Below are 24,817 nucleotides of genomic sequence, written 5' to 3'. Positions count from 1 at the left end.
AATTTAAAATCTGTTTCAGCCATGCCTTATGCAGACTGTTTTTCTTTTTGTTCGCGTACAGCGTCCAACGCATATACGATTTTTGCAACGGTTCCGTTGAGAGTACGTACCAGACCGGAAATAGGAGCGTTCAGGCTGCCCAGCATTTTGGCAACCAGCACTTCTTTCGGCGGCAGTGCTGCAACGGCCTTAACTTCATCAACCGTAACAACTTTGCCTTCTACAACGCCGGCTTTCAGCTGCATCTTTTTATGATCTTTAATAAAATCACACATTACTTTGCAGGCTGCTACAGCGTCCTGGGTAGAAGAACAAATTGCAGTATTCTTCTCCAATACGGGAGCCAGGTCATCCAGGCCGTATTCTTTTGCTGCCAGAGCAATTAACGTGTTTTTGTAAACGGTATAAGAAGCACCGGCTTCGCGAACCTTACGACGCAGTTCCGTGTCTTCCGCAACAGTCAGACCGCTAAAATCAACCAGTACGGCTCCTTTAGCTTCAGCAAAAACATTTTTGATCTCAGCTAACTGAGCCTGTTTCTCTGCTTTTGTTTTCAATGAGTTGCACCTCCTTCTTTCAGATTTTTGACTTACTTTTATAAATCAAAAAGACCTCTCGGCCGAAGCAGCCGGAGGTCGTGAAAGAACTAATCTATCTTTAACGTCTCCAGCCTCGGCAGGCGTGCTGTTCTGCACTTGCGCATCCGCACCTGCTGTCTGTGGCCCGATTATCTTCTGATTTAAAATTTGGGTTCCGGATTATTTCGCGCTGTCTGCTTTGAGGACATCAATCTTGATGCCAGGGCCCATGGTGGTAGATAAGGTAACAGACTTAATGTACTGACCTTTTGCTCCGGAGGGCTTAACTTTGATCAACGTAGTAACTAACGCAATATAGTTATCCAGAAGAGCTTCTTCCGAGAAAGAAGATTTGCCGATCATCGCCTGTACGTTACCGGCTTTGTCCGCACGGTATTCAACTTTACCGGCTTTGATCTCATTGAGAGCCTTGGTCACGTCCATGGTTACGGTACCAACCTTCGGGTTCGGCATTAAGCCTTTCGGGCCTAACAGCTTACCAAGACGGCCAACCTTACCCATCATGTTCGGGGTCGCTACGCAGACTTCAAAGTCAAACCAGCCACCCTGGATTTTTGCAACCAGATCGTCTCCGCCAACATAATCCGCACCGGCAGCCTTTGCTTCTTCAGCCTTTGCGCCTTCCGCAAATACCAGGACCTTTTTGGATTTACCGGTTCCATGGGGCAGTACCATCGCACCGCGAACCTGCTGGTCAGCATATTTCGGGTTGATGCCCAGACGGAAAGATGCTTCAACAGAACTGTCAAACTTGGTAACGGTAGTTTTCTTTACCAGTTCTACTGCTTCTTTCGGAGAATACAGTTTGTTTTCTTCAATCAGTTTTAACGCGTCAACATACTTTTTGCCGTGTTTTTTTGCCATAATAAATTCCTCCTTGTGGTACAAACGGCTTCCGCCTCCCACTTCTTACAACTGATATTAATCAGTAATAACAATTCCCATGCTGCGGGCAGTGCCTTCAATCATGCGGGTAGCTGCTTCCACATCCGCTGCGTTCAGATCCTGCATCTTGCTTTCAGCAATCTCGCGTGCTTTCGCCCGGCTCAGGGTAGCAACCTTTTTCTTGTTCGGTTCGCCGGAAGCCTTTTCCAGACCGGCAGCCTTTTTCAGCAGCACTGCTGCAGGCGGGGTCTTGGTAATAAACGTAAAGGAACGATCTTCAAATACCGTAATCTCAACAGGGATGATCAAACCAACCTGCTGCGCAGTACGGGCATTGAAATCCTTTACAAAGGCCATAATGTTAACGCCAGCCTGGCCCAGTGCAGGACCAACCGGAGGTGCCGGAGTAGCTTTACCGCCAGGAACCTGTAACTTAACAACCTTAGCAACTTTCTTTGCCATGTTTCTTACACCTCCTTATCATTCAATTTCTTCCACTTGGGTATAATCAATATCAACAGGAGTTTCGCGCCCAAACATATCAACCAGTACCTTCAATTTGCCGCGTTCTCTGTCAATTGCCGAAACAACGCCTTCAAAATTGGCAAACGGGCCTGTTTTTAGGCGGACTCTCTGTTGTAATTGCAAATTAATCTGAGGCTTCGCCTTCGGCTGAACAGTATCATCCTCTTCCTGCAGCCCCTGACCGTTTACACTGGCAGCCAGGATACGTTTCACCTCTTCGTCGGATAACGGAACCGGCTGTTTGTTATCAGGCCCGACGAACCCGGTAACGCCAGGTGTGTTCCTGACCACATACCAGGTGCGGTCATCTATGATCATCTCAACCAGCACATAACCCGGAAAAACCTTACGGGTTACGATCCGCTTGGTACCATTTTCATCAGCTACAACTTCATTCTCCATGGGGATCATAATATGAAAAATCTTATCACTCAGCCCCAGAGAATCAACCTTGCGTTCCAGATTTGTACTGACCTTATTCTCATAACCGGAATAAGTATGGATGACATACCAATGCCGTTTTCCTTTTTCCAGCGTTTCAGCATTTTTATTTTCGTCCATTTTTTCAGCGGGAGCGGACTCCCTTCCTCCTTATACGCCTTACCGCAAAATGGTTCTGATCAGAACAGAAAAGACTGTGTCGGCTATCCAGATACAAACCGCAACCAATACTACCGCAACCAATACTACAATAGTATTCATGAACAGTTCCTGCTTTGTCGGCCACGTAACTTTCTGCAGTTCTGCTTTCGATTCCTTTATGAATCCCGTAACCTTTCCCACCGTACTTATTTCGTTGGTTGAAGTAGTTTCCGGAACGGTCATTATTTCACATCCTTGCTATCCAGACACCGCCAAACCAAATTTATTTGGTTTCTTTATGAGTAGTATGCTTTTTGCAGAACTTGCAGTACTTTTTAATCTCGATGCGGTCGGGATCGTTCTTTTTGTTTTTGTTGGTCTGATAATTTCTCTGTTTGCATTCAGTGCATGCCAAAGTAATTAACGTACGCATTCTTGCCACCTCTTTCGAACTCTAAAATACAGGTAAACTAAATTGTCACTGAATGATAATACCACAGTTACCTTTTTCTGTCAATAAATTTACGTATTTTTAAAAAATGCAAATACAAATAAAAAACTCATGCAACCGTTTCTGCATGAGTCTTTAAGCAAATTGGTGGCGGCACACGGATTTGAACCGCGGACACAGCGGGTATGAACCGCTTGCTCTGGCCAACTGAGCTATGCCGCCTTATAATGGAGCTGATGACCAGGATTGAACTGGTGACCTCATCCTTACCAAGGATGCGCTCTACCATCTGAGCTACATCAGCATCATTAACAATATGGTTGCGGGGGCCGGATTTGAACCAGCGACCTTCGGGTTATGAGCCCGACGAGCTACCAACTGCTCCACCCCGCGATAAAATGGTGGAGAGGGTTGGATTCGAACCAACGAAGCGAAACGCGGCAGATTTACAGTCTGCTCCCTTTAGCCACTCGGGAACCTCTCCATTAAAATCTTCTGGAGCTGACAATAGGAATCGAACCTACAACCTACGGTTTACAAAACCGTTGCTCTGCCTGTTGAGCTATGTCAGCATGATTTCAGTGACAGTAAGTATAATACATGAAACGGCAGAGTTTGTCAACTGTTTTTTATAATTTATTTGACAAATTTCTCAAAAAATCAGGACGCATCCATTCAGACAGGTGCGTCCTTCGATTTTTTACTTTTCATCGCCAAAGCAAATCCCAATAGCTCTGGCAGCTTTTACGATTTCATTATCCAGCGTAACCGACCTGGGTTTTCTCCCGGCATCCTGCAGCGGAACTGTCACAATGGAATCATTATGCAGGGAAACCATCACATCATAATTACCCGCTATACACGCTTCAATCGCCGCTACCCCGTACCGTGTGCATAACACCCTGTCAAAGGCTGTCGGCGAACCGCCCCTCTGCAGATAACCCAATATTGTGCAACGGGCTTCGATCCCTGTCAGTTCTTCCAACTGCTGTGCCAGTTTATTACCGACCCCGCCTAACCGGATTGGCTCAAAGCTGTCCTTGACAATGCGGGCAACTGTCATTTCACCGCCTTCCGGCTTTGCGCCTTCCGCCACAACAACGATGCTGAACATTTTTCCGTCCTGCTGGCGTTTGAGGATTTTTCTGGCAACCGCATCCAGGTGATAGGGAATTTCCGGAATCAGAATCACATCAGCTCCGCCTGCAACACCAGAATGCAGGGCAATCCAGCCGGCATAGCGTCCCATGACTTCCAGAATCATGATACGGTGATGCGATTCCGCCGTGCTGTGGAGCCGGTCCACCGCTTCCGTCGCCACTGCCATGGCCGTGTCAAATCCGAAGGTCCGTTCCGTGCATGGCAGATCGTTGTCTATCGTTTTGGGCACCCCAATCACTTTTACACCGCATTCCCGGGAAAGCTGTGCTCCAATTGCCAGGCTGCCGTCCCCGCCGATAACAATCAGCGTTTCAATACCGCGTTTTGACAGATTCTTTACGATCGTTTCGCTTTCGTCCGTATACGTGACAGACCCGTCCTTCTCCACGTGCGCGAATTTAAACGGATTGTCACGGTTAGTCGTACCTAAAACTGTACCACCCCGCGGCAATATGCCGGAAACATCATCATAAGTCAGGAGTTTCATCCTGTTCTTTATCAATCCGTTAAAGCCGTTTTCAATGCCGTAAATCTGATACCCATGTCCCAAAGCTGCCTTAACGACAGCGTTCAGTACGGCATTAAGCCCCGGGCAGTCGCCGCCCCCGGTCAGGACAGCCAATGTTCCTCTGACATTTATCATACATTTCCCCAGTAATCAATCAACATTCCAAATGGTAAAACCATCCTGCGGGATCCGGATGGATTCGGTCCCGTCAAATTTATCATAACACAGCATACCGTCTTTTACATATCCGGGCCAGGCGGCAACCAGAACAAACTGCTGCCCCAGTTCTTTAAGCAACGATGCAACATCAAGATTAAATACCGGCACAAATAAAGTCTGTAAACGATCTAATAAGATAACATCTGAATTATAACTGGCAAGCGCTTCTGCCATCATAGCCGGCGCTTTTACATTCCGTTCTTCTTTCGGAACTGCCAGGAACTCTTCACTGATCAGCAAACGGCAATCAACATAATCCCACTTCTTGTCCTCGGCAGCTTCGCGCAGGACCTTGCTTTTACCGCTGCCAGGCTTGCCGGTTACAAAAATAACTCCTTTTGCTTCTTTTGCTGCCTCTACAATCTTTACGAATTCTTCTGTCTGACTCATTTTAATTACCTCCTAAATCTGTTAGCAGATCAATATTTGGAAATGCCGGAACCATTTAATATCTATAACAATCCAATTCGTTGTTTCCGGATAAAATCCTTTAACGCTAATTATATTTTATACTATTCTTCACTTCAATACAACAGTTTGTTTCACATTTATCAGTTTCATTCACTTCAGCTTTTCTTTTTGCCTTCCCGCTTACGGGGTTCTATGGAAAGTATACAGGAACATACCGTCTGTATATCAGAATCTCCCGTATGGGCCTCCTTATATTTTTCCACCTTTCTTTTGACACGCTGCAGCGCATTGTCAATCGATTTAATATGCCGGTGCAGTTCCCTGGCTGTTTCCTGATAGGATTTACCATCCAGATAATTCATGAACACTTCCCATTCCAGACCGCTGAGAACCGTGTTCAGCTTATTCTTAATTTCAAAAAATTCTTCTCTCCGGATAATCATCTCTTCCGGATTCACGACTTTTGTTCCGTTGGATATCACATCCAGAAGGGTCCGGTCCGAATCCTGTTCGTAGATAGGTTTATTCAAAGAAACATACGAATTCAACGGAATATGTTTTTGCCGGGTGGCGGTTTTAATCGCCGTAATGATCTGCCGGGTCACACATAATTCCGCAAAAGAACGAAATGAAGCCTGTTTATCCTTTTTGAAATCGCGGATTGCTTTATATAAACCAATCATGCCTTCCTGAATAATGTCTTCCCGCTCCGCACCGATCAGGAAATAGCTTTTTGCTTTCCCCCGCACAAAATTCCGGTACTTGTGCAACAGGTACTCCTGGGCTAATACATTATTCTCCGTATTTGCCAGCTCAACAATATCTTCATCCGGCATATCGGAAAATCTTGCATAGGGATCGCCGGTTACCCCGTTCATCTGTCTTTCACCTTCCATTAACCTGATAATGATTACTATAATCTTCCCCGGACAGGCAGCAAAACTTTCTTCAGGATATCTTATTATACACGACAGGCTCTGCTAACGTCAACAAAGGGTGATCTGACGTCCGCTATCTTCCATGAAAAATATCCCGAAGCAGGATTATCCCCGCCTTATCTTTTCCAGATGCGAAGCTACTTCGCCGCCAATACGGCCGCCTAATTCCCGACGGCTTGTATTACCCGGCAGTCTGTCTATTTTTTCTTTTATTTCCTTTTTCGTTTTATAATAGATTTCCCGAAACTCACGGGCAGAGATTCGAAATGCCCCGGAACCAAGCACGTTGTCCTGCTCGGCCTTGTCACTGGTCACAACAAAAACCTTCATGCCTTTTCTGGAAATCCGGTATGTTTCCCGTTCAATCCAGCTGTCAGCCGTTTCCTGCTCAGCAGTATAAACTACCGTGCAGCCGCCGGTCTGTTCTGTTGCTTCCGGTCCTTTTGCGTCCATCGCATCAAATACGACTACCGCATCGTACCCATGAAACGCAGCAAACTCCGCCACTTTATCCGTCAGAATTGCACGGGCATGTTCCAGATCTTTTTCCCGTACCCCTGCAAAATCTGGCCAGTTGTTGATGACATTATATCCGTCAACCAGATAATATTCTTTCATTTCGCAGCCTTCTGCATCCGCTGCCTTACAACTTCATACATCAGGATCGCCCCCGCCGCCGAAGCGTTCAGCGAATTTACACCACCCTGCATAGGCATCCGGACCAGCATGTCGCAATTTTCTTTTACCAGGCGTCCCAGTCCTTTTCCTTCCGCGCCAATTACTAACACAACAGGGCGGTACAGATCCGCATCAAAATACAGGCATTCCCCGTCCATATCTGCCCCGGCAACCCAGAACCCCTGTTCTTTAAGACTTTGCAACGTCTGGACAATATTACCGATCTGCACCACAGGCACATAGTTAATTGCCCCGGCTGAAATTTTTGCCACAACTGCATTCAGCGGACAGCTTCGCCGTTTTGGCAATAAGACACCATGTACCCCGGCAGCGTCAGCGCTGCGAATCAGGGCACCCACATTCTGAGGATCCTGCAATTCGTCCAGCAGAAGCAGAAACGGCATTTCGTTCCGGGACGCAGCCCGTTCCAGAACCGTCTCCAAAGAACTAAAAGCTATAGGAGACGCCAGCGCCACAATCCCCTGGTGACGTATGCCCGGAGCCATCCTGTCCAATTTTTCAGGCTGTACATATTCTACCGGAACCGCCGCGTCCTGTGCCGCCGCGATAATTTTTACCAGGGTTCCGCCCTGCGGCCCCGTTTTAATGAAAATCTTATTGACCGGACGTTTGCTGGACAATGCCTCAAACACTGCATTACGCCCGGCAACGATTTCTTCTTTCATAAACGCTCCTTTAAGGGAAAACTGGCTGTTCCATCGGACAAACCGGTTTAATCAGTTTCTCCTTAATCAAACCGGAAGCAGAAATACCGCCGGATAAAAAACATGAACCTGCACTATATTAACTATTTCCCCGGTAAAAACAATTCCGCAACATCTTTGCCTTCCGCCTGAAACTCTTTTACTTTCGGCAAAATACCGCAGCTCATCTTTCCTTCTTTACAGGTACCTTTGGCTACACAGTCAGGGCCCGCTTTTTCAAACAATATGGGGGCCACTTTACGGCATTCCGTCAGCATCTTCCAGGCCAGTTCACGGATTTCCCACTGTGCCCGGTTGCAGCAACGCAGGTTAAAGAAATTATAGAGCGAACGGGCATTGAACGTGCAGACGATCTTGGTTTCCGCCGCATTCGGCAGCACATAACGGGCATCCTCATTGGCGATACCGTAATTGTCAGTCAGATCATTATACAGATCCTGCAGATTCTGCATGCATGCTTCAAATTTAGCCTTCGCTTCCGGAATTGCCGCAACTGCAGGCGGCATAATTGTTTTAAAATTATGTGCTTTTACATATCGCTGGGACTGTTGTGAATAGGAAGCGATCCTGTGGCGGACCAGCTGATGCGTCAGCACGCGGGAAACCCCTTCAATCGCAAAAGTAAAGGTCACATGTTCAATCGGCGAAAAATGTCCCATGCGGACCAGCATGCGCACCAGCCGGGCCGCTTCTTCATCACTCATCTTTTCCTGCAGTTCTGTTACTCCGACAGGAGAATAACATAAGCGTGCGCTTAAAGCCACTGATTTGTCCGGATCCGGAGTATGTCGTATCAATACAACCTTCATGATAGTCCCTCCCCTTACTAATTATTGATTCTGTATTTAAAAATTAAAACTGCGATTCACTTTGTTGTCTGTTCCTGCATTTCCCGGGAAATCACCTGAAATGCCTGTTCCACGAACCCTTTCAGGCGCTCTTCCTGATCTGTCAGGAGAAGCCAGCCGCACAATGCCTCAAATGCAGTAGCCGCGCGGTACTCACTGACACTGGCGCTTTTAGGGACCATCGACTTGGCGTTGCGCCCCCGGTGCACGACCGCCGCTTCCTTCTCAGACAAGCCGGCTTCCAAAACGTGCATTGCTTTAGCCTGCATCACAGCAGATACCATTTTGGCAGCAATCGTGTGGATCACCTGCACATGACTGGACACCGGCAGCAGGCGCATGCGGACATAAAACGTAAACACACTGTCTCCGATCAGCGCCAACACGATGGGATTCATCTGACCTGGGTCAGGCAGCGGTCTTCCTTCTTCCTGACAAATTGCCAAAGCCTGCTGTTTTAATTGTTGAAAGCGGATAAATTTCACTGCTTTTTCCACCGTGCGCCCTGGGGCGTATCTTCAATCACGATGCCCAGCTCGCCCAATTTATTGCGGATGGCATCCGCCTGGGCATAGTTTTTAGCCTTACGGGCATCCTGGCGCAATTCCAGCAGCAGCTGCATCAGCTGTTCCGTCAGTCCGCCATCATCATCATTCCCTGCAGCTTCCGCTTCGCCTTCCAACACGCCGATAATGGAGCAGAATTCCGCAAACACTTTGGTCATCATGTCCACTAATTTTCCGTCCGGGGCCACATCGCCGGAATCGGTCTGCGCTTTATACACATTGATTTCTTTTGCCAGGGCAAACATATGGCTGATGGCAAGCGCCGTGTTAAAATCGTCGCGCATGGCTTCCATGAAATCATTGCGCAGTTGTTCCACCTTGCCGCGAAGCGCCATGCTTTCGTCTGTGGGACCTCCGCTGATCACCTTGCGCAGGGCTGCCAGATTTTCCTTTGCCGTACGCAGGCGCTGTAAGCTTGCATCTGCTTCTTTCAGACGGGCATCGCTGAAGTCCAGCGGGCTGCGGTAATGGGTAGAAACAATAAAGAAGCGTAACGTTTCCGGAGCAAAATGTTCCAGAATATCTTTTACCGTAAAGAAATTGCCAAGGGATTTTGACATTTTTTCTTCATTAACAGTGATAAACCCGTTATGGAGCCAGTAACGCACAAAGGGATGGACACCGGTGGCTCCTTCCGACTGGGCGATTTCATTTTCATGGTGCGGGAAGATCAGATCGCTGCCGCCGCCGTGGAAATCAAAGGAAGAGCCCAGATATTTCATGCTCATGGTAGAGCATTCAATATGCCAGCCGGGCCGCCCTTTACCCCAGGGGGAATCCCAGGCCGGTTCACCGGGTTTGGCCGCTTTCCACAGGGCAAAGTCCATGGGATTCTGTTTCCGGTCGTCCACATCCACCCGGGCCCCTGCCAGCATGTCATTCAGGTCCCGGCCGGAAAGGCAGCCGTAACGCGGGAATTTTTCCACGCTGTAATACACATCGCCGTCCACGACGTAAGCAAACCCGTTGTCGATCAGCGCCTGTACCGTATTGATAATGTCCGGGATATGCCGGGATACCCGGGGATAGATCTGCACACGGCGGACATTCAGCTTGTCCATCACTTCAAAATAGGACTCAATATAACGTCCACAGATATCGCTCCACTGCACGCCTTCCGCATTTGCCGTATTGATGATCTTGTCATCCACATCGGTGAAATTCTGGACATGCAGCACGTCATACCCTTCATGCTCCAGAAAACGGTGAATCACATCCCATGTCACAAAGGGACGGGCATTGCCGATATGGGGATGGTTATACGGAGTTACGCCGCAGACATAAATGCTTGCTTTCCCCGGAACCTTAGGAACAAATTCTTCTTTTTTGCGTGTCATCGTGTTATACACTTTGATTGCCATTCTGTATTACTCCTTGTCAGTTATAAAGAAACTCCTGCTTTTTCCAGACTCTTTAAGATTCGTTTTTCCGTGCGTTCCAGTCCGAACAGGGGGATCATCTCCGCCAGTTCCGGACCGTGCTGGTTCCCTGTCAGGGTAACCCGGATCGGCATATAGACCTGTTGTCCTTTCAGCTTGTTGGCTTTCTGGACTTTCTTAAACGCTGACTTTACCGTATCCCGGTTCAGTTCCGGCAATGCTTTCAATTCTTCCAGCAAAGCCTTCATGACCATGGGCGCCGTTTCTTCCTTCAGTACCGCAGCGGCTTCTTCGTTTTCAAAATCAAAGTCATCACTGAAATACATAGCAACTTTTTCCGGAATCTGGGCGCCGTAATCAACCTGGGTCTGGGCGGTAGCCACAACCTTCTTAAGCCATTCCAGTTTTGCGCCGTCCTCTTCGCCGGTCATATAGTCAGCCTCTTTCATAAACGGCACAGCCAGTTCCCAGAACGCTTCAGGTGTCATTCTGCGGATATGCTGGCCGTTGATCCAGTCCAGCTTCTTAAAGTCGAAAACTGCCGGATTTTTGGCTACGCGGTCCAACGAAAACTCCTGGATCGCCTCTTCCATGGTAAAGATTTCTTTTTCCCCGGGAGGAGCCCAGCCCAGCAGCGCAAGGAAATTATTCAGACCGGCCGGAATATAGCCTTTCTGACGGTACGCATCCAGAGACGTTGCGCCATGCCGTTTGCTCATCTTCGTATGGTCGGTTCCCAGAATCAGGGAAACATGGCCGAATACCGGTTTTTCAAAGCCCAACGCGTCATAGACCAGCAACTGCCTGGGCGTATTGGATAAATGTTCCTCCGCACGGATTACATGGGTCACATGCATGAGGCTGTCATCAATTACCACCGCATAGTTATAGGTAGGAATCCCGTCAGACTTGACAATGACAAAATCCCCGATTCCGTTGGAATCAAATTCCACATCGCCCCGGATCAGATCGTGGACAACGATCTTTTCATTGGGCGGTACACGCAGACGGACGGAAGGCTTGCGGCCTTCCGCTTCATATTTTGCAATCTGTTCCGGCGTCAGTTCCCTGCATTTTCCCATATACCGGGGCATCTTTCCTTCTTTCAGAAGACTTTGCCGCTCTTCCTCCAGTTCTTCCGGCGTACAGTAACAATAGTAGGCTTTCCCTTCCGCCAATAACTGGTCTGTATATTTTTTGTAAATATCCAGCCGTTCCATCTGACGGTACGGGCCGTACGGGCCTCCCACGTCAACGCCTTCATCCCAGTCCATGCCCAGCCATCTTAATGAGTTTTTAATATTTTCCTCAGATTCCGGCGTAGAGCGTTTCCGGTCCGTATCTTCAATACGAAGAACCATCTTGCCGCCCAGTTTTCTGGCCAGCAGCCAGTTAAACAAAGCGCTCCGGGCGCCGCCGATATGGAACGGCCCCGTCGGGCTTGGTGCAAAGCGTACACGAATTTCCTGTGACATTGAAAATCCCTCCAAAAATGATATTCAAACTTTTTCTATATTTATTTACTATATTAGTAATCTGTTATAAGCCTTATGCAGACAGCCTGACAGAAAACGTACCCGGCTGTCGTAACTTACATCGCAAAAGCCACGCAGACCTCAGGCCCTTATGATACTGGCCACTGCCTCGGCAGCAATACCTTCGCCTCTTCCGGTAAAGCCGAGTTTTTCCGTAGTCGTCGCTTTTATATTCACCGCATCTTCCGTTACGCCCAGGTCACTCGCGACCAGTGCCCGCATAGTTGCAATAAACGGCGCCAATTTCGGCCGCTGCGCAATAATGGTTACGTCTACATTATTGACCTGCCAGCCGTCTTTCTTCAGCAGCTCAACAACCGAACGCAAAAGACAGCGGCTGTCAGCGCCTTCAAATCTGACATCGGTATCAGGAAAATGTTTTCCTATATCCCCCTTGCCTGCCGCGCCCAGCAATGCATCCATCAGCGCGTGCAGCGCCACATCCGCATCACTGTGTCCCAACAGGCCCTTTTCATACGGTATCTGTACACCCGCCAGAATCAGAGGCCTGTTCTCCACAAGAGCGTGAACATCAAAACCGGTTCCTATCCGAAACTGCATTAAAAATCACCTTGATTCGAAATTATTTATACAAAGTCCTTTAAACGAAAAGCAAACACTGCAGGAGACACAGCTTAAATGAGTTTGTTTGCTGACAGAGCAGATGAATTAAGCAGTGTTGCCTTTATTCTTTTCCAAAATCTTCTCTGCCAACAGCAGGTCCTCCGGCGTTGTCACCTTAATATTCTCATAATCTCCTTCCGCTACCGCCACCGGATGACCAACAGCCTCTACCAGTGAAGCATCATCTGTTACCGCAAACGGATGCTCTTTTAAAAACGCATAGCCCCTCCGTAACACATTGATCTCAAAAATCTGGGGGGTCTGCACGGCGCATAACGAAGACCTGTCCGGGGTGGAAACAACAAAGCCGCGGGAATCTGTGATCTTTACCGTATCTTTCATGGGTACTGCCGCAATCGCCGCGCCACATTCTTTTGCTTTTGCAAAAGTACGGGAAAAAACTGCCGGTCCCGCAAACGGCCGGGCGCCGTCATGCACAGCCACATAACCTTCTGCATCGGTTATCAGCGCAAGCCCATTGGCAACCGAATCCTGCCGTTCTTTTCCCCCCGCCGTAACCTGACAGGAAAGCCAGGGAAAATAATCAGGCTGGTATTCCCGGAGCATCTTTTCCGTATCTTCAATCTCCCCGGCGCCCACAACAACAATGGCACGTCGTACCAACTGTGTCTCTGACAGCATTTTCAGACACAGAACCAGCAACGGGATCCCACCGACTGTAACAAATGCTTTATTTTTACCCAGCCCCATGCGCCTGCCTGCCCCGGCGGCGGGGACGATCACGGTCAGCAACTCTTTCATTTTCCCTCCGCAGCGGCTAGCACATCACGCACTTCGTGATTCTTTGGTACCTTTGCAAAAATCATCCGCCCGGCAGAAGTCTGCAGCACAGAAGTAACAGCCACGCGAATCTTGTTTCCAATATATTTGCGGCCACCTTCTACGACGATCATCGTGCCGTCCTGCAGATAGGCAATTGCCTGTCCGCTTTCTTTTCCTTCCCGAAGCAGGTACGCCGTCATCTCTTCCCCCGGAATGACTACCGGTTTCACCGCATTGGCCAGATCGTTGATATTCAGCACCTGGATTCCCTGAATAGACGCAACCTTATTCAGGTTAAAATCATTAGTTACAATGACAGAACCCGTGTCCTTTGCAAGGGCAATCAGTTTGCTGTCAACATCCTGATATATTTCATATTCCAAATCCTTAACAATAACAACATGACGGAACATTTCCTGCAGTTCATGGATCAGGTCAAGTCCCCGCCGGCCTTTTGCGCGCTTCAGATTGTCTGAAGAATCCGAAAGACGCTGCAATTCATCCAGAACAAAATGGGGAATTACAAGATTGCCTTCCAAAAAACCTGTTTTCAAAATATCCGCAATGCGTCCGTCAATGATTACACTGGTGTCCAGAAGTTTGTTGGACGACACCAGCGTAGCAGGCACAGAATCCGTACCAACCACGGTCTCTTCCTGCAAAACCTGTTCTGTTTCTTCCCCATTACCGGAAAAATCTGTTCCCGGATGCCGGGAACGGTAAAACAACCCCAGAATATCTTTGCTTTTGTACAAGGCAACTTTCGCGCCCGTTAACGCCAAAACGATACTTAAAATAATCGGGATATAGGAACCTATAATCGGGAGACGCGAAAACGGGGCGCCGATCAGGTTAGCGAGAATCAGACCCACCAATACGCCAATCAGCGAAACAATGATATCAGCAGAAGGTGCTTTGGCAAGTACGGAAGCTACAATTTCCGAATACTTCAAAAGATACTTGATCAGGAAAGGCGTAATAATCCAGCCGATCCAGCTGAAAAACAGTACGCTTAAAATAGCAAAGAACCAGTGAATATAAGAATAACCCAACAACCCTTTGGAATGGACGTTATAGCCGATAAGAATAGAAATTTGCGGAAGCAGCTGTTCCATAAGTATAAGTCCGGTGACAGTTAAAACCACGGCTATAGCGGCAGTGAGTATTCTTCGCAGCATGGTCATCCTCCTTTCTTCAAAAGTCATATACATATGAAAAGATAATACTACTCCATCATACTTATTTTTATATTTTACTACAAATTCCAATTTTATAACAGTATGCAGATGTTTTTTTCACAAAAAAAATGCCAGAATCTCCGTTCTGACATTATAATTGAAGACCTGAATGTATTTTTTGCCGGCGCTCATGCTATATTCAGCGCTTTATCAATCCATTTTTCCGCAGACTCTATATTGCTGTTCCTGACGATCATTATCTCACTGGCCAGAATCTGCCGGGCATTCCCCAGCAGGCGGCGCTCTCCCGTAGAAAGGCGTTTTTCTTTATCCTGACGCGCCAGGATACTGATTACCTCTGCCAAATCCAAAACATCCCCGCTTTTCATTTTATCAATATAAATGGTAAAACGGCGGTTCCATGTAATGCTCTTCAGGTTATTGGCCACTTCCGTTTCCAGTACCTTTTTAATTTCTTTCATCTTTTTTTGAGGAATAATCGGGCGCAAGCCAACCTTTTCCAGATTACAGACGGGAATACGCACTTTCATATTACCCAGGAACATGGTAAGCACTAAATATTTTGTTGGCTGCTCTTCGTACATCCGCTCTTCTATGGCTTCTATCTGCCCCGCACCGTGCATCGGATATACTACTTTGTCACCAATTGAGAACATTGGCAACCTCCATACAGAACACCGGGAAATGCTATAAATACTTTCGTGTATCAAAGCATATTGAATACATATACATTATAGCATGATTTTTTACAGCCGTCAAAGTTTTTTATTATACATCAGTGTCTGTATACTGTCAACACTATTTTACTTTAGAGTGCAAAAATTATTCAAGCATGGCGCGTATCGCCTCTTCAACGCTTTTTACCCTGATTATTTTTCCTTTAAAATCCGCCGGCATATGCAGCCTGGCATCAGGCACTACAAACTTCACAAAGCCCAGCTTTGCCGCATCGGCAATACGGCGTTCCATGGCAGGCACGCGCCGCACTTCCCCGGTAAGTCCAACTTCTCCGAAAATTACCGTTCCGGCAGAAACCGGACGGTTCCGGTAACTGGAAAACAGAGCCGCCAGCACAGGAAGGTCGGCCGCCGGTTCATTTACCCTGATACCGCCTACCACATTCACATAGGCGTCATAGGTGCCAAAATCCAGTCCCATCCGCCGTTCCAGTATAGCTATCAGCATGTTGACCCGGTTATAGTCAAATCCGACAGCAGTCCGGCGGGGCATTCCGTATGGGGTACGGGCCGCCAGCGCCTGGAACTCTACCATGACAGGCCGGTTTCCTTCCAGACAGCCGCCAATCACCGCACCGGTCACTTCCTGCTCCCTCGCTTCCAGAAACAGTCCCGCCGGATTGGGAACTTCTATCAGCCCCCCCTGCTCCATGGAAAAAATACCGCATTCCTCCGTGGAACCAAAGCGGTTTTTCAGCGCGCGCAGCACACGGTAGGCATAACTGCGGTCGCCCTCAAACTGTAAAACCACATCCACCATATGTTCCAGCAAACGGGGACCGGCAATATTCCCGTCTTTTGTCATGTGCCCGATAATCAGAACCGCAGTTCCGGAAGTTTTGGCGTACTTCAGCAGGCGTGCCGTACACTCCCTCACCTGCCCCACGCTGCCGGCCGCTGTTTCCAGATCGCCGGTATACATCGTCTGGATCGAATCGATGACCAGCAGACCCGGCTTTTCATGTTCAGCCTGCAGGAGAATACTGCCGATTTCCGACGCAGTCATGATTAACAGTGCATCAGTACAGTTCCCCAGGCGCCTGGCGCGCATAGCCGTCTGCTCTTCTGATTCTTCCCCCGATACATACAATACTTTTATCTGTTTCTGGCTGAAGCGCATAGCGGCATCCAGAAGAATCGTGGATTTCCCGATACCGGGATCACCGCTCAGTAAGATCAGGCTGCCGGGAACGATTCCGCCCCCCAACACCCTGTCAAATTCATGGATACCCGTTTCCATACGGTGTACCGGCTTTGCTGCCACACTGCTGATGGTCTTAGGCTTACAGCTTTCATTAAAAGATACATATCCCTGTTCCTTCACTTTTGTTTCCAGCTGTTCCGCAAAAGAATTCCAAGTTCCGCATTCCGGGCATTTTCCCAGCCAGGAAGCTGTCACATACCCGCAATTCTGGCAGACATAACTGACTTTTGCCTTTGCTTTAGCCATAATTCTGTTCCTCTTGTACCGGTATCATGTTTTCCGTTTCAGCCTCTTTCAGACGGGAAAAACTGAAGTCCCCGCCCATCACATCAATCAGAATTTCATCTCCGGCGGTAAAGGTTCTTTCCAGATACAGGTCGGCCAGTTTATCCTCAATTTCTTTTTGCAGAGCCCGGCGCAACGGACGGGCCCCATAGCGGACATCCATCCCGGCCTGCAGCAGTTTATCCCTGGCAGCAGCCGTCATACGCAGGTTCATCCCGGTATCCTGCAGCCGTTTCCTTAGTTCATCCAGCATTCTGTCCACGATCAGTGCCAGTTCTTTCTTGCCCAGCGGGTCAAAGACTACGATCTCATCCAGCCGGTTTAAAAACTCCGGACGGAAAATATCTTTAATTCCCTGTAATACATTCTGTTTCTGATTGCTGACAGCGGTGTCCGCGTCTGCTGCAAACCCGAGGCTGTGTTTATCACTCATCAGCTCCGCACAGGCATTGCTGGTCATCAGGATCACACAGTTTCTGAAATCTACCGTCACGCCCTGCCCGTCAGTCAGGCGTCCGTCTTCCATGATCTGCAGAAGCAGGTTAAAGATATCAGGATGGGCTTTTTCAATTTCATCCAGCAGTACGATGGAATAGGGACGGTGTTTCACTGCGGAAGTCAGACGTCCCCCCTCCTCATAGCCTACATAACCCGGAGGCGCTCCGACCAGACGGGAAGCCGTATGTTTTTCCATATATTCGCTCATGTCAAAACGCAGCAGCGCTCTCTCATCCCCAAAGAGATTTTCTGCCAGTGCTTTTGCCAGTTCCGTTTTGCCAACACCTGTAGGGCCAAGGAACAGGAACGACCCAACTGGCCTGCGCGGGTCTTTCAACCCGGCACGGGCACGCCGGACTGCCTGGGCTACGGCCTTTACCGCGGTATTCTGACCGACGATGCGCTCATGAAGGGCCTTTTCCAACTGCAGTAAGCTGCTGGATTCCGCCGCATTCAGCCGGGTAAGCGGTATATTGGTCCACTGGGAAATAATATGGCGTACCGTATCTGAATCCACCACCGGATCCCCTGTCTCCCCGGAATAATCCCTGGTACTGTGCAGCCTGACGGATGCGCAGGCCTCATCCAATATATCAATTGCTTTGTCAGGCAGATTTCTGTCCGTAAGGTACCGGTCTGATAATTTTACAGCGGCTTCCAGCGCTTCTTCCGTCACATGGACATGATGATATCGTTCGTAGCGCCCGCACAGACGACTTAAAATCTTCAGTGCGGTTTCCGTATCCGGCGCGTCTATCCGAACCGGCTGGAACCGCCTTTCCAATGCCGCATCCTTTTCCACGCTCTTGCGGTAATCTTCCAATGTGGTAGCGCCGATTACATGAAGCTCTCCTCTCGCCAGGGCAGGCTTGATGATATTCGCAATATTCATTGTACCGTCGCCGCCGTTCATCAGCATCTGCAGTTCATCCATAAACAGAATGATACGGGGGCAGTGTTTGACAGCCTCAATAATATTCCGCAGCCGTTCTTCCAGTTCCCCCCTGTACTTGGCTCCGGCTACGACGTAGCCCAATTCAAGGGAAAAGATGATTTTATCACGTAAAAACTCCGGTACTTCCTGGTTCGCGATCCGCTGCGCCAGACCTTCGGCAATTGCCGTTTTCCCAACGCCGGACTCCCCGATCAGGACCGGATTATTCTTGGTACGGCGGCATAAGATCCGCATCACATGCTCCAGTTCCCTTTCCCGGCCAAGCATCGGATCCAGTTTATCCTGGGCAGCCAGTTCATTCAGGTTACGCCCGAATCCTTTCAGCAGTTTTAGGGCTTTCTTCATTTCCGCTTCAGCTTTTTCCTTTTTTGCCTGCGATTTGAATTTATTCTTTTCCGGCAGGGAATGAGTCTGGATAAATTCTTCATGCATCATGACCTGCACACGGTTCATATCAATATTAAAACGCGCCAGGACACGGGACGCAACACAGCCTTCCGTTGCCAGAAGTCCCAACAGGATATGCCCTGATCCAATCAGGTACAGACCGTCCGCATCCGAAAACGATTTGGCGTAATGCAGGGCAGTTGACGCATTCTTTGTATAGGTGACAGGGTTCGCACCTTCCGCGGTTTTCCCCATCCAGGTTTCCAATTCCCCTAACAATGTGTATTTGTCTACGCCGCAACGCAGCAAAAGGTGTGCTGCCTGACTATCCGGTTCCTGCAGCATGGCCCATAAAATATGTTCCGTGCCGATTTCTTCCTGCTGGCGCTGGTTCGCCGTACGGCGCGCAGCTGCCAGGACCCTTTCCCCTAACTCGGTATAGAAATGATCTTTTTGCCCGGCTGCATCTTCATAATAATTATTTTCTGCCAGTCTGCGTAACGGCTTGAAAATTTCTTCCAGTATATTGCGGGCTCCTTCTCCTTTTTGTCCGGCTAAAACCCCTTCCGCCGCAAACTCCCGGGCGCAGGATTCACAAAGCCATTTACTGACCCTGGTATCATTGACTACACAGACTACATTTACCGTGGCTTCCCGTTTGCCACACCGTTCACATAACATCATATCCTCCCTGCCGGGAAAAACACTGTCCCGGCACACGATCCTTCACTCTGTTTTCCTTTTGTCAGCCTGCATCCACCATGCGTTGCACCGCCTGGCGGAGAACATGGCGTTTTTCCCGTTCCGGGATATCCATAATTCCCATCAGATAATGCAGCAGTTCAAATTCCCTGTCGGTCAGCATACGGTTTTCATGCCAGTAATGCAGGATTTCATCCACAGTCGGTTCCTCCTGCTGTTCTTCTACCGGCAATATCCTGACGATGCGGATAAAGCCTCCGCTGCCACGGCGTGATTCCACCAGATAACCTTTTTCCGGTGTAAAGCGCGTGCTCAATACATAACTGATCTGGGACGGCGCACATGACAACCGGTCCGCCAGTTCATTGCGCTGTACCAATACTGTATTCTTGCTCGCTGCCAGTAATTGTCCTACAATAAAGCTTTCTATCGCGTCTGCCATGTTTTTCATAATTTAACCTGCTTTCTGATTTACTGCCTGTTTGCATTTCTGGCACAGGGTAACAAATACTTTTTCCGTCCAAAAAAAATCTTTATAATCAAATTCCCAGTATATTGTTATATATGATATTATATTTGACTTTTTGACTTTACGCAAGTATCTTCCTCATAAATTCACAAACTCTTTGCAGAACTATATGAAATGTTACAAAAATGACAGATTAAAACAGACAAATAAAAAACCAGCAGGGGAAAGACTTTGCAAAACCGTGCCCGTTTGCTATTTCATAGACTCATTCGCCTGTGGCTTCGAAACTCGGGGCTTCGCCCCTCAGACAGTCTCGCCACAACGGCGAATTTCATCGTATGAAATTACGCAAACGCTCACGACGTTTTGCGCAGTTCTTCTCCCTGCTGGTTATTTCAACTTATCTTTTACAATATAACTTGTGTATCAAGTCCTTTGTTCTATATTCTAATTTATGCTTTGGCAAGCTCCGCTTTCATGATGCGCTTGTAAGCTTCCACTCCGGGCTGGTCGTAAGCATCAACGTCCGCCAATTCGCCTTCGTACGCGATGCTGTACATCAGGAACATGAGCAGCTGTCCCACATAACGGGGTGCCAGTTCTGGCAGTACATAACGGGCGTTCAACCGTCCGTCTTCCGTCAGGGCCGTTTCGTTGGCCTTCAGCGCAGCCTGCAACAGTACATTCATTTCCTTCCCCGCATACAGCGCAAATGCTTTTTCCTGCGGGAACGGATTCGTTACGGTAATGCTTTCCGCCGGTTTGGCAACTTCCAAAAACTGGATCACTTTATTGCGCTTCCCGTCCTGATGCTGCTGGGTCATGGAATGCATATCGGTCGTTCCTACCGCTACCACCGGCGTCCTTCCGTAAAACGCAGTCTTCCCGTTGCGGTCCAGCCGTTTTCCCAGCGATTCCGCCAGCAACTGCACATACCAGGCTCCCAGGCACTGGAGCGTATCGCCGTACCCCATCAGCACTTCAATATCCGCTCCCAGCTTTTCCGCCGCCAGATATTTCAGAGACGCGTTCAGCAATGCCGGGTTATCCGTGCCCTCTGTGGCAAGGCACAGTTCGGACATTTCCCGGGCACCATCCAGCAACGCGCGGATATCATATCCTAACGCGGCACACATTAAGAGACCCGGATTGCTTAAGATACAGAAACGCCCGCCGATTCCTTCCGGAATGCTGTAAGCCGGCCAGTTGTTTTCCTGCGCCAGCCGGTACAGCAGCGATTCCTTCGCATCCAGGCCAGTCACTGCCGTCACATCTACGGTAAACCATTCCGGATGTGACTTCATATAGTTGAGCAACGCGGCAAAGCTTGTCAGCGGTTCCATCGTAGTACCTGATTTGGAAATCGGCACCAGCTGGATATGGAGCGGATGTTTAACATGCTGTGCCTGTAAGGTCAGCTGGCGCATCAGCCCCTGTAAAGCAACTCCGTCTACATTGTTGCCTGCAAAATATATTTGCGGATACCCGTTCCGTTCTTTTTGGGGAAGCTGGTTCCAGTAAGGCTTGGCCGCCAGATCAAAAATAACCTTATCCCCTAAATACGAACCGCCGATCCCGATAAATACGGCTGCATCTACCGTATCTTTCCAGGAAGCCCCCAATTCTTCCAGACGACGTACCGATGCCTCGTCATTGGGATTGCCTTCTGCCAGATAGGCCTGACGGGGAAAATACACATGCTCTGGTGTTCCGTCTTTGGACAGGTGCGCTTTGGAAAAGCCTTCGCTGCGTATGGCCCGGACCGCCTTCGCCGCCTTGTCCATGGCAGGCTGCAATGCCTGCAGCGCTTCTTCGGTAACCCGGCCTTCTCCCACCAGATACCGATACTGGAACTGGAATCCATCCCTGATTCCGATACTACCAGTCAAATCCATCCTCTCTCCCTCCAATTCTTTCAGACAATTTATCATTATTCCAGATATGATTATTCTTTAACGTAAATTTTCGACCGAACCACAAAACGCCAACCCGGTAACTGTTACAGCACCTGCCTCTTTCAATACAGATGCAGCTGCCGAAAATGTGGCGCCCGTCGTAAAAATGTCATCCACCAGCATGACAGATTTACCACGGACATTTCCCGTCACCGCAAAACAATTCTGCAGATTCCGTCTTCGTTCTTCCGGAGATAACCCATACATCGGCAGCGTTCTCCGTGTACGGCATAGAATCTGCCCCCATTTCCCTCCAAACTCCTGCGCTCTTTCGGAAAATAGTTCTGCAGGCAAATCAAATCCGCGCTCCCGCAGCCGGACCGGGTCTGTCGGTATTCCGCTCCAGAGCCATATGCTATTTCCTTCACGGTCACTCCGTTTTTGTTCTGCTGTCTGAATTATTATTTTATCTTTATATTCTTTTTCTGCACAGGAACAGGATACTCCTGCCTCTGAAATAAATTTTGTAAGCGTTTTCAGTATGCGACCGTCTGAAAAAAGATTTTCCACATCTTCGGATAACAGACCGGCCAGGTCTTTATTATGGGCAAATTTGATTTTATGAATGGCATCCCTTATATGATTTTCATAAGTGAAAAGAAACATTCCGCCGTCCAGACTGTCAACAGGCGGAAACAATTTCATCTGTAAAAGCCCTTTCCTGCATTCACTGCACAGAAAACCTGTTTCGATTTCCGTTCCACAGCCTGCACAGCAACGCGGAAATATAAATTCTTTTATTAGCTCCAGAAACAGTCTGTTCTCCCTCCTTCCTTACAACTCTCCATTCTCCTGCAGCCGTTCCTTTAACAGGGAATACCGGCGGCGGGTGCGGTCATTGGCAACAGCCGTCTGTAAGGCAGCTTTCGTCCCTACAAGCATGACCTTTTCCCGGGCCCGCGTCACTGCCGTATACAGCAGGTTCCGCTGCAGCATGATGTAATGACCGGGCACCAGCGCCAGTACGATCCGGGAATACTCGCTTCCCTGGGACTTGTGCACGCTCATGGCATAGGCCAGCTGCAGTTCATCTGTCTCCCCTTCTTCATACGTTACGTATTCCCCGTCAGCACGTTCCGGATAGCAGACCCTGACCGTTTTCCCCGCAATATGCACTACCTGACCGATATCGCCGTTATACACGTCCTTCTCATAATTGTTGCGGATCTGCATCACCTTGTCCCCCAGACGGAGGACTACACCGCCTGGCTGCTGGATCTCTTCTTTCCCGGAAGCCGGCGGATTGACACGGGCCTGCAGCAGTTTGTTCAGGTTCTGCACACCACAGGCGCCTTTATGCATCGGAGACAAAATCTGCAGGAACTGCCATCCACCCGTTTCCGTTTCACCGGCATACAAATCTGTAATATACGCCGCCGCCTGTTCTTCATCCGTAAACTCTGTCAGGGAAAAATCACTTTCCGGCACACATTCCGGAAGCATGCCGCGGTTGATGCGGTGTGCATTCCGTACGATCGGGCTGACTTCAGCCTGACGGAATACCTCATGCAGCCGGACCACCGGCATCTTACCGCATTGGATGATATCCTTAAGAACGGACCCGGGCCCTACAGAAGGCAGCTGGTCCACATCTCCTACCAGTATCAGTCTGCAGCCCAGAGGCAGTGCATCCAGCAGGTGATAAAACAGCGAAATATCCAGCATGGAGGCCTCGTCCACAATCACTGCCTGTGCTTCCAGCAAGTCCTCCGCATTCTTGCCAAATTCCCCCGTCACCGTATATTCCAGCAGGCGGTGTACCGTCTGCGCCTTTTCCCCTGCCGCCATTTCCAGCCGCCGGGCAGCCCGGCCGGTGGGCGCTGCCAGTAATACCGTACAGCCGGCCCGTTTCAATACCGAAAGAATGCCTTTTATAATAGTAGTCTTGCCGGTACCGGGACCGCCGGTCAGCGCAAAGACACCAAATTTTAAGGAAGAACGGATGGCCTCCTTTTGGGCATCTGCCAGTTCAATCCCGGCTTCCGCTTCCCATTCTGTGATTATTTTTTCCACATTCACTTTGCCCAGACTGTCCGGATTGTCACGCAACGCACGGAGCATACGGGCTGTACCGGTTTCCGAACGGTACAGGTATTCCGGGTAAATGAATCGCTGTCCGCCCCAGTCTTCCGTCCGGAGCAGGTCGTTGGCAATCATTTTCCGGAAAACCGTTTCCACATCCGCGTACCCAACCTGCAAAATCTGTCCTGTATACCGCAACAGTTCTTCTTCCGGCACACAGGTGTGGCCGCCGGACGCAGCCAGTGTCAGCGCATAACCGATGCCTGCCCGGATCCGTTCTTCCGAAGACGGTTCAAATCCCAGTGACAGGCCGATCCGGTCCGCTGTTTTAAATCCGATCCCATCAATATCCATGATCAGCCGGTACGGATTCGCTTTGATCCGGGTAATCGCCGTATCCCCGTAGGCCAGCTGCAATTTAGCTGCATAATTTCCGCTTACCCCATGCTCTTCCAAAAAAAGCATAATCTCCCGTAAATCAGAAATTGCGTGGTAGGCTTCTCCGATACTTTTTGCTTTTTTCGCACCGATACCGGAAATTTCCGCCAGACGCTCCGGCGCTTTCCCGAGTATTTCCAGCGTATCCCTTCCAAAATGTTCCACGATGCGGGCAGCCATCGCTTTACCGATTCCTTTTACGGCTCCGCTGGCCAGAAAACGTTCAACGCCCTCGGCCGAATTCGGCTTAACCGACTGATAACCGGCCATCACAAACTGACGGCCAAAGCGCGGATGCTGTGTCCAGTTGCCGGATGCCTGCACGGTTTCCCCCAGGAACGGAGACGGGCCCCTGTAGACAGCTGTAACAAGACCCAGGGCAGCGCTCCGGATTCGGAAGACAGAAAATTGTTGATTATCACTTTGAAATACAATTGTTTCAACGGTTCCTTCAATTTTTTCCATGCGATCCCTCAGCATTGTTTATTATGGCTGACACTATTATATCACAAATTTCAACAGACTCATTTCCCAGTAAGTCCGGCCTTT

Annotated in this window: 25 protein-coding genes, 5 tRNA genes and 1 other annotated feature; all 30 genes read right to left on the bottom strand. The window is 49.1% G+C overall.

Annotated elements, in window-relative coordinates; genetic code table 11:
• Positions 1-26: 26 nt before the first annotated feature.
• A complete protein-coding gene (rplJ, locus tag ACZOWY_RS00685; RefSeq protein WP_484391573.1) occupies positions 27-557 on the bottom strand; it encodes a 50S ribosomal protein L10 in 531 nt (176 codons plus the stop codon).
• 38 nt (positions 558-595) lie between these two features.
• Positions 596-740, bottom strand: a sequence feature (ribosomal protein L10 leader region).
• 18 nt (positions 741-758) lie between these two features.
• Complete coding sequence (gene rplA, locus ACZOWY_RS00680; protein WP_484391569.1) at positions 759-1,463, bottom strand: 50S ribosomal protein L1; 705 nt, start codon at positions 1,461-1,463, stop codon at positions 759-761.
• A gap of 57 nt (positions 1,464-1,520) precedes the next feature.
• Positions 1,521-1,946 carry a 50S ribosomal protein L11 gene (rplK, locus tag ACZOWY_RS00675; RefSeq protein ID WP_484391565.1) on the bottom strand — a complete coding sequence of 142 codons (426 nt, stop codon included), beginning with the start codon at positions 1,944-1,946 and terminating at the stop codon, positions 1,521-1,523.
• Positions 1,947-1,964: 18 nt separating this feature from the next.
• Entirely contained in the window at positions 1,965-2,570 is a 606-nt protein-coding gene (gene nusG / locus ACZOWY_RS00670) for a transcription termination/antitermination protein NusG (protein ID WP_484391561.1), read from the bottom strand.
• Between the two features lie 39 nt (positions 2,571-2,609).
• A complete protein-coding gene (gene secE, locus ACZOWY_RS00665) occupies positions 2,610-2,834 on the bottom strand; it encodes a preprotein translocase subunit SecE (RefSeq protein ID WP_484391558.1) in 225 nt (74 codons plus the stop codon).
• Positions 2,835-2,874: 40 nt separating this feature from the next.
• Positions 2,875-3,024 carry a 50S ribosomal protein L33 gene (rpmG, locus tag ACZOWY_RS00660; RefSeq protein WP_093729277.1) on the bottom strand — a complete coding sequence of 50 codons (150 nt, stop codon included), beginning with the start codon at positions 3,022-3,024 and terminating at the stop codon, positions 2,875-2,877.
• Positions 3,025-3,187: 163 nt separating this feature from the next.
• Positions 3,188-3,264 (bottom strand) — tRNA-Met (locus ACZOWY_RS00655).
• Positions 3,265-3,270: 6 nt separating this feature from the next.
• A tRNA-Thr gene (locus ACZOWY_RS00650) sits at positions 3,271-3,346 on the bottom strand.
• Positions 3,347-3,359: 13 nt separating this feature from the next.
• Positions 3,360-3,435 (bottom strand) — tRNA-Met (locus ACZOWY_RS00645).
• Between the two features lie 6 nt (positions 3,436-3,441).
• A tRNA-Tyr gene (locus tag ACZOWY_RS00640) sits at positions 3,442-3,526 on the bottom strand.
• A gap of 12 nt (positions 3,527-3,538) precedes the next feature.
• A tRNA-Thr gene (locus tag ACZOWY_RS00635) sits at positions 3,539-3,614 on the bottom strand.
• A 128-nt stretch (positions 3,615-3,742) separates the two neighbouring features.
• The gene (locus tag ACZOWY_RS00630) at positions 3,743-4,846 is read right to left on the bottom strand and encodes a 6-phosphofructokinase (protein WP_484391556.1); all 1,104 of its coding nucleotides are present in this window, start codon (positions 4,844-4,846) and stop codon (positions 3,743-3,745) included.
• A gap of 15 nt (positions 4,847-4,861) precedes the next feature.
• Positions 4,862-5,320: a BREX-3 system P-loop-containing protein BrxF gene (gene brxF / locus ACZOWY_RS00625; RefSeq protein WP_484391552.1), complete on the bottom strand. Its 459-nt coding sequence runs from the start codon at positions 5,318-5,320 to the stop codon at positions 4,862-4,864.
• 176 nt (positions 5,321-5,496) lie between these two features.
• Positions 5,497-6,237, bottom strand: coding sequence for an RNA polymerase sporulation sigma factor SigH (gene sigH, locus ACZOWY_RS00620; protein WP_484391547.1), 741 nt, complete (start codon positions 6,235-6,237; stop codon positions 5,497-5,499).
• A 147-nt stretch (positions 6,238-6,384) separates the two neighbouring features.
• Positions 6,385-6,897, bottom strand: coding sequence for an NYN domain-containing protein (locus ACZOWY_RS00615; protein ID WP_484391543.1), 513 nt, complete (start codon positions 6,895-6,897; stop codon positions 6,385-6,387).
• Positions 6,894-7,643 carry a 23S rRNA (guanosine(2251)-2'-O)-methyltransferase RlmB gene (gene rlmB, locus ACZOWY_RS00610; protein ID WP_484391540.1) on the bottom strand — a complete coding sequence of 250 codons (750 nt, stop codon included), beginning with the start codon at positions 7,641-7,643 and terminating at the stop codon, positions 6,894-6,896. Before rlmB ends, ACZOWY_RS00615 begins: the two co-directional genes overlap by 4 nt.
• 122 nt (positions 7,644-7,765) lie before the next feature.
• On the bottom strand, positions 7,766-8,491 hold the full coding sequence (thyX, locus tag ACZOWY_RS00605; protein WP_484391536.1) for an FAD-dependent thymidylate synthase: 726 nt from the start codon (positions 8,489-8,491) through the stop codon (positions 7,766-7,768).
• A 56-nt stretch (positions 8,492-8,547) separates the two neighbouring features.
• Entirely contained in the window at positions 8,548-9,027 is a 480-nt protein-coding gene (locus ACZOWY_RS00600) for a Mini-ribonuclease 3 (RefSeq protein ID WP_484391532.1), read from the bottom strand.
• Complete coding sequence (gene cysS / locus ACZOWY_RS00595) at positions 9,012-10,457, bottom strand: cysteine--tRNA ligase (protein WP_484391528.1); 1,446 nt, start codon at positions 10,455-10,457, stop codon at positions 9,012-9,014. The genes ACZOWY_RS00600 and cysS overlap by 16 nt, the downstream gene beginning before the upstream one ends.
• A gap of 20 nt (positions 10,458-10,477) precedes the next feature.
• Positions 10,478-11,950, bottom strand: coding sequence for a glutamate--tRNA ligase (gltX, locus tag ACZOWY_RS00590; RefSeq protein ID WP_484391524.1), 1,473 nt, complete (start codon positions 11,948-11,950; stop codon positions 10,478-10,480).
• Between the two features lie 141 nt (positions 11,951-12,091).
• The gene (gene ispF / locus ACZOWY_RS00585; RefSeq protein ID WP_484391519.1) at positions 12,092-12,571 is read right to left on the bottom strand and encodes a 2-C-methyl-D-erythritol 2,4-cyclodiphosphate synthase; all 480 of its coding nucleotides are present in this window, start codon (positions 12,569-12,571) and stop codon (positions 12,092-12,094) included.
• A 108-nt stretch (positions 12,572-12,679) separates the two neighbouring features.
• Positions 12,680-13,396, bottom strand: coding sequence for a 2-C-methyl-D-erythritol 4-phosphate cytidylyltransferase (gene ispD, locus ACZOWY_RS00580; protein WP_484391515.1), 717 nt, complete (start codon positions 13,394-13,396; stop codon positions 12,680-12,682).
• Positions 13,393-14,595 carry a PIN/TRAM domain-containing protein gene (locus ACZOWY_RS00575; protein WP_484391511.1) on the bottom strand — a complete coding sequence of 401 codons (1,203 nt, stop codon included), beginning with the start codon at positions 14,593-14,595 and terminating at the stop codon, positions 13,393-13,395. Before ACZOWY_RS00575 ends, ispD begins: the two co-directional genes overlap by 4 nt.
• Before the next feature lie 188 nt (positions 14,596-14,783).
• Positions 14,784-15,272 (bottom strand): CarD family transcriptional regulator, encoded by a 489-nt coding sequence (locus ACZOWY_RS00570; RefSeq protein WP_484391507.1) that lies wholly within the window; start codon positions 15,270-15,272, stop codon positions 14,784-14,786.
• 166 nt (positions 15,273-15,438) lie between these two features.
• A complete protein-coding gene (gene radA / locus ACZOWY_RS00565) occupies positions 15,439-16,803 on the bottom strand; it encodes a DNA repair protein RadA (protein WP_484391503.1) in 1,365 nt (454 codons plus the stop codon).
• Entirely contained in the window at positions 16,796-19,366 is a 2,571-nt protein-coding gene (locus ACZOWY_RS00560) for an ATP-dependent Clp protease ATP-binding subunit (protein WP_484391499.1), read from the bottom strand. The genes radA and ACZOWY_RS00560 overlap by 8 nt, the downstream gene beginning before the upstream one ends.
• 61 nt (positions 19,367-19,427) lie before the next feature.
• Positions 19,428-19,835 carry a CtsR family transcriptional regulator gene (locus tag ACZOWY_RS00555; protein WP_484391496.1) on the bottom strand — a complete coding sequence of 136 codons (408 nt, stop codon included), beginning with the start codon at positions 19,833-19,835 and terminating at the stop codon, positions 19,428-19,430.
• A 470-nt stretch (positions 19,836-20,305) separates the two neighbouring features.
• Positions 20,306-21,748: a glucose-6-phosphate isomerase gene (locus ACZOWY_RS00550; RefSeq protein ID WP_484391494.1), complete on the bottom strand. Its 1,443-nt coding sequence runs from the start codon at positions 21,746-21,748 to the stop codon at positions 20,306-20,308.
• 57 nt (positions 21,749-21,805) lie between these two features.
• The gene (locus ACZOWY_RS00545) at positions 21,806-22,414 is read right to left on the bottom strand and encodes a ComF family protein (protein WP_484391491.1); all 609 of its coding nucleotides are present in this window, start codon (positions 22,412-22,414) and stop codon (positions 21,806-21,808) included.
• A gap of 168 nt (positions 22,415-22,582) precedes the next feature.
• On the bottom strand, positions 22,583-24,733 hold the full coding sequence (gene recD2, locus ACZOWY_RS00540; RefSeq protein WP_484391487.1) for an SF1B family DNA helicase RecD2: 2,151 nt from the start codon (positions 24,731-24,733) through the stop codon (positions 22,583-22,585).
• Positions 24,734-24,817: the final 84 nt, after the last annotated feature.

The organism is Succiniclasticum sp., from assembly GCF_056977735.1.
This window is presented reverse-complemented; position numbering and strand designations above follow the sequence as displayed.

What these genes read in the sequence shown, in the direction of transcription:
- ACZOWY_RS00570 (WP_484391507.1), bottom strand. Translation starts at nt 15,272, where the DNA reads ATGTTCTCAATTGGTGACAAAGTAGTATATCCGATGCACGGTGCGGGG.
- ACZOWY_RS00545 (WP_484391491.1), bottom strand. Translation starts at nt 22,414, where the DNA reads ATGTTTCTTTTCACTTATGAAAATCATATAAGGGATGCCATTCATAAA.
- ispD (WP_484391515.1), bottom strand. Translation starts at nt 13,396, where the DNA reads ATGAAAGAGTTGCTGACCGTGATCGTCCCCGCCGCCGGGGCAGGCAGG.
- gltX (WP_484391524.1), bottom strand. Translation starts at nt 11,950, where the DNA reads ATGTCACAGGAAATTCGTGTACGCTTTGCACCAAGCCCGACGGGGCCG.
- rlmB (WP_484391540.1), bottom strand. Translation starts at nt 7,643, where the DNA reads ATGAAAGAAGAAATCGTTGCCGGGCGTAATGCAGTGTTTGAGGCATTG.
- ACZOWY_RS00630 (WP_484391556.1), bottom strand. Translation starts at nt 4,846, where the DNA reads ATGATAAATGTCAGAGGAACATTGGCTGTCCTGACCGGGGGCGGCGAC.
- recD2 (WP_484391487.1), bottom strand. Translation starts at nt 24,733, where the DNA reads ATGGAAAAAATTGAAGGAACCGTTGAAACAATTGTATTTCAAAGTGAT.
- ACZOWY_RS00615 (WP_484391543.1), bottom strand. Translation starts at nt 6,897, where the DNA reads ATGAAAGAATATTATCTGGTTGACGGATATAATGTCATCAACAACTGG.
- ACZOWY_RS00575 (WP_484391511.1), bottom strand. Translation starts at nt 14,595, where the DNA reads ATGCTGCGAAGAATACTCACTGCCGCTATAGCCGTGGTTTTAACTGTC.
- thyX (WP_484391536.1), bottom strand. Translation starts at nt 8,491, where the DNA reads ATGAAGGTTGTATTGATACGACATACTCCGGATCCGGACAAATCAGTG.
- cysS (WP_484391528.1), bottom strand. Translation starts at nt 10,457, where the DNA reads ATGGCAATCAAAGTGTATAACACGATGACACGCAAAAAAGAAGAATTT.
- ispF (WP_484391519.1), bottom strand. Translation starts at nt 12,571, where the DNA reads ATGCAGTTTCGGATAGGAACCGGTTTTGATGTTCACGCTCTTGTGGAG.
- rpmG (WP_093729277.1), bottom strand. Translation starts at nt 3,024, where the DNA reads ATGCGTACGTTAATTACTTTGGCATGCACTGAATGCAAACAGAGAAAT.
- ACZOWY_RS00555 (WP_484391496.1), bottom strand. Translation starts at nt 19,835, where the DNA reads ATGAAAAACATGGCAGACGCGATAGAAAGCTTTATTGTAGGACAATTA.
- brxF (WP_484391552.1), bottom strand. Translation starts at nt 5,320, where the DNA reads ATGAGTCAGACAGAAGAATTCGTAAAGATTGTAGAGGCAGCAAAAGAA.
- radA (WP_484391503.1), bottom strand. Translation starts at nt 16,803, where the DNA reads ATGGCTAAAGCAAAGGCAAAAGTCAGTTATGTCTGCCAGAATTGCGGG.
- ACZOWY_RS00560 (WP_484391499.1), bottom strand. Translation starts at nt 19,366, where the DNA reads ATGATGTTATGTGAACGGTGTGGCAAACGGGAAGCCACGGTAAATGTA.
- secE (WP_484391558.1), bottom strand. Translation starts at nt 2,834, where the DNA reads ATGACCGTTCCGGAAACTACTTCAACCAACGAAATAAGTACGGTGGGA.
- ACZOWY_RS00550 (WP_484391494.1), bottom strand. Translation starts at nt 21,748, where the DNA reads ATGGATTTGACTGGTAGTATCGGAATCAGGGATGGATTCCAGTTCCAG.
- rplA (WP_484391569.1), bottom strand. Translation starts at nt 1,463, where the DNA reads ATGGCAAAAAAACACGGCAAAAAGTATGTTGACGCGTTAAAACTGATT.
- nusG (WP_484391561.1), bottom strand. Translation starts at nt 2,570, where the DNA reads ATGGACGAAAATAAAAATGCTGAAACGCTGGAAAAAGGAAAACGGCAT.
- rplK (WP_484391565.1), bottom strand. Translation starts at nt 1,946, where the DNA reads ATGGCAAAGAAAGTTGCTAAGGTTGTTAAGTTACAGGTTCCTGGCGGT.
- sigH (WP_484391547.1), bottom strand. Translation starts at nt 6,237, where the DNA reads ATGGAAGGTGAAAGACAGATGAACGGGGTAACCGGCGATCCCTATGCA.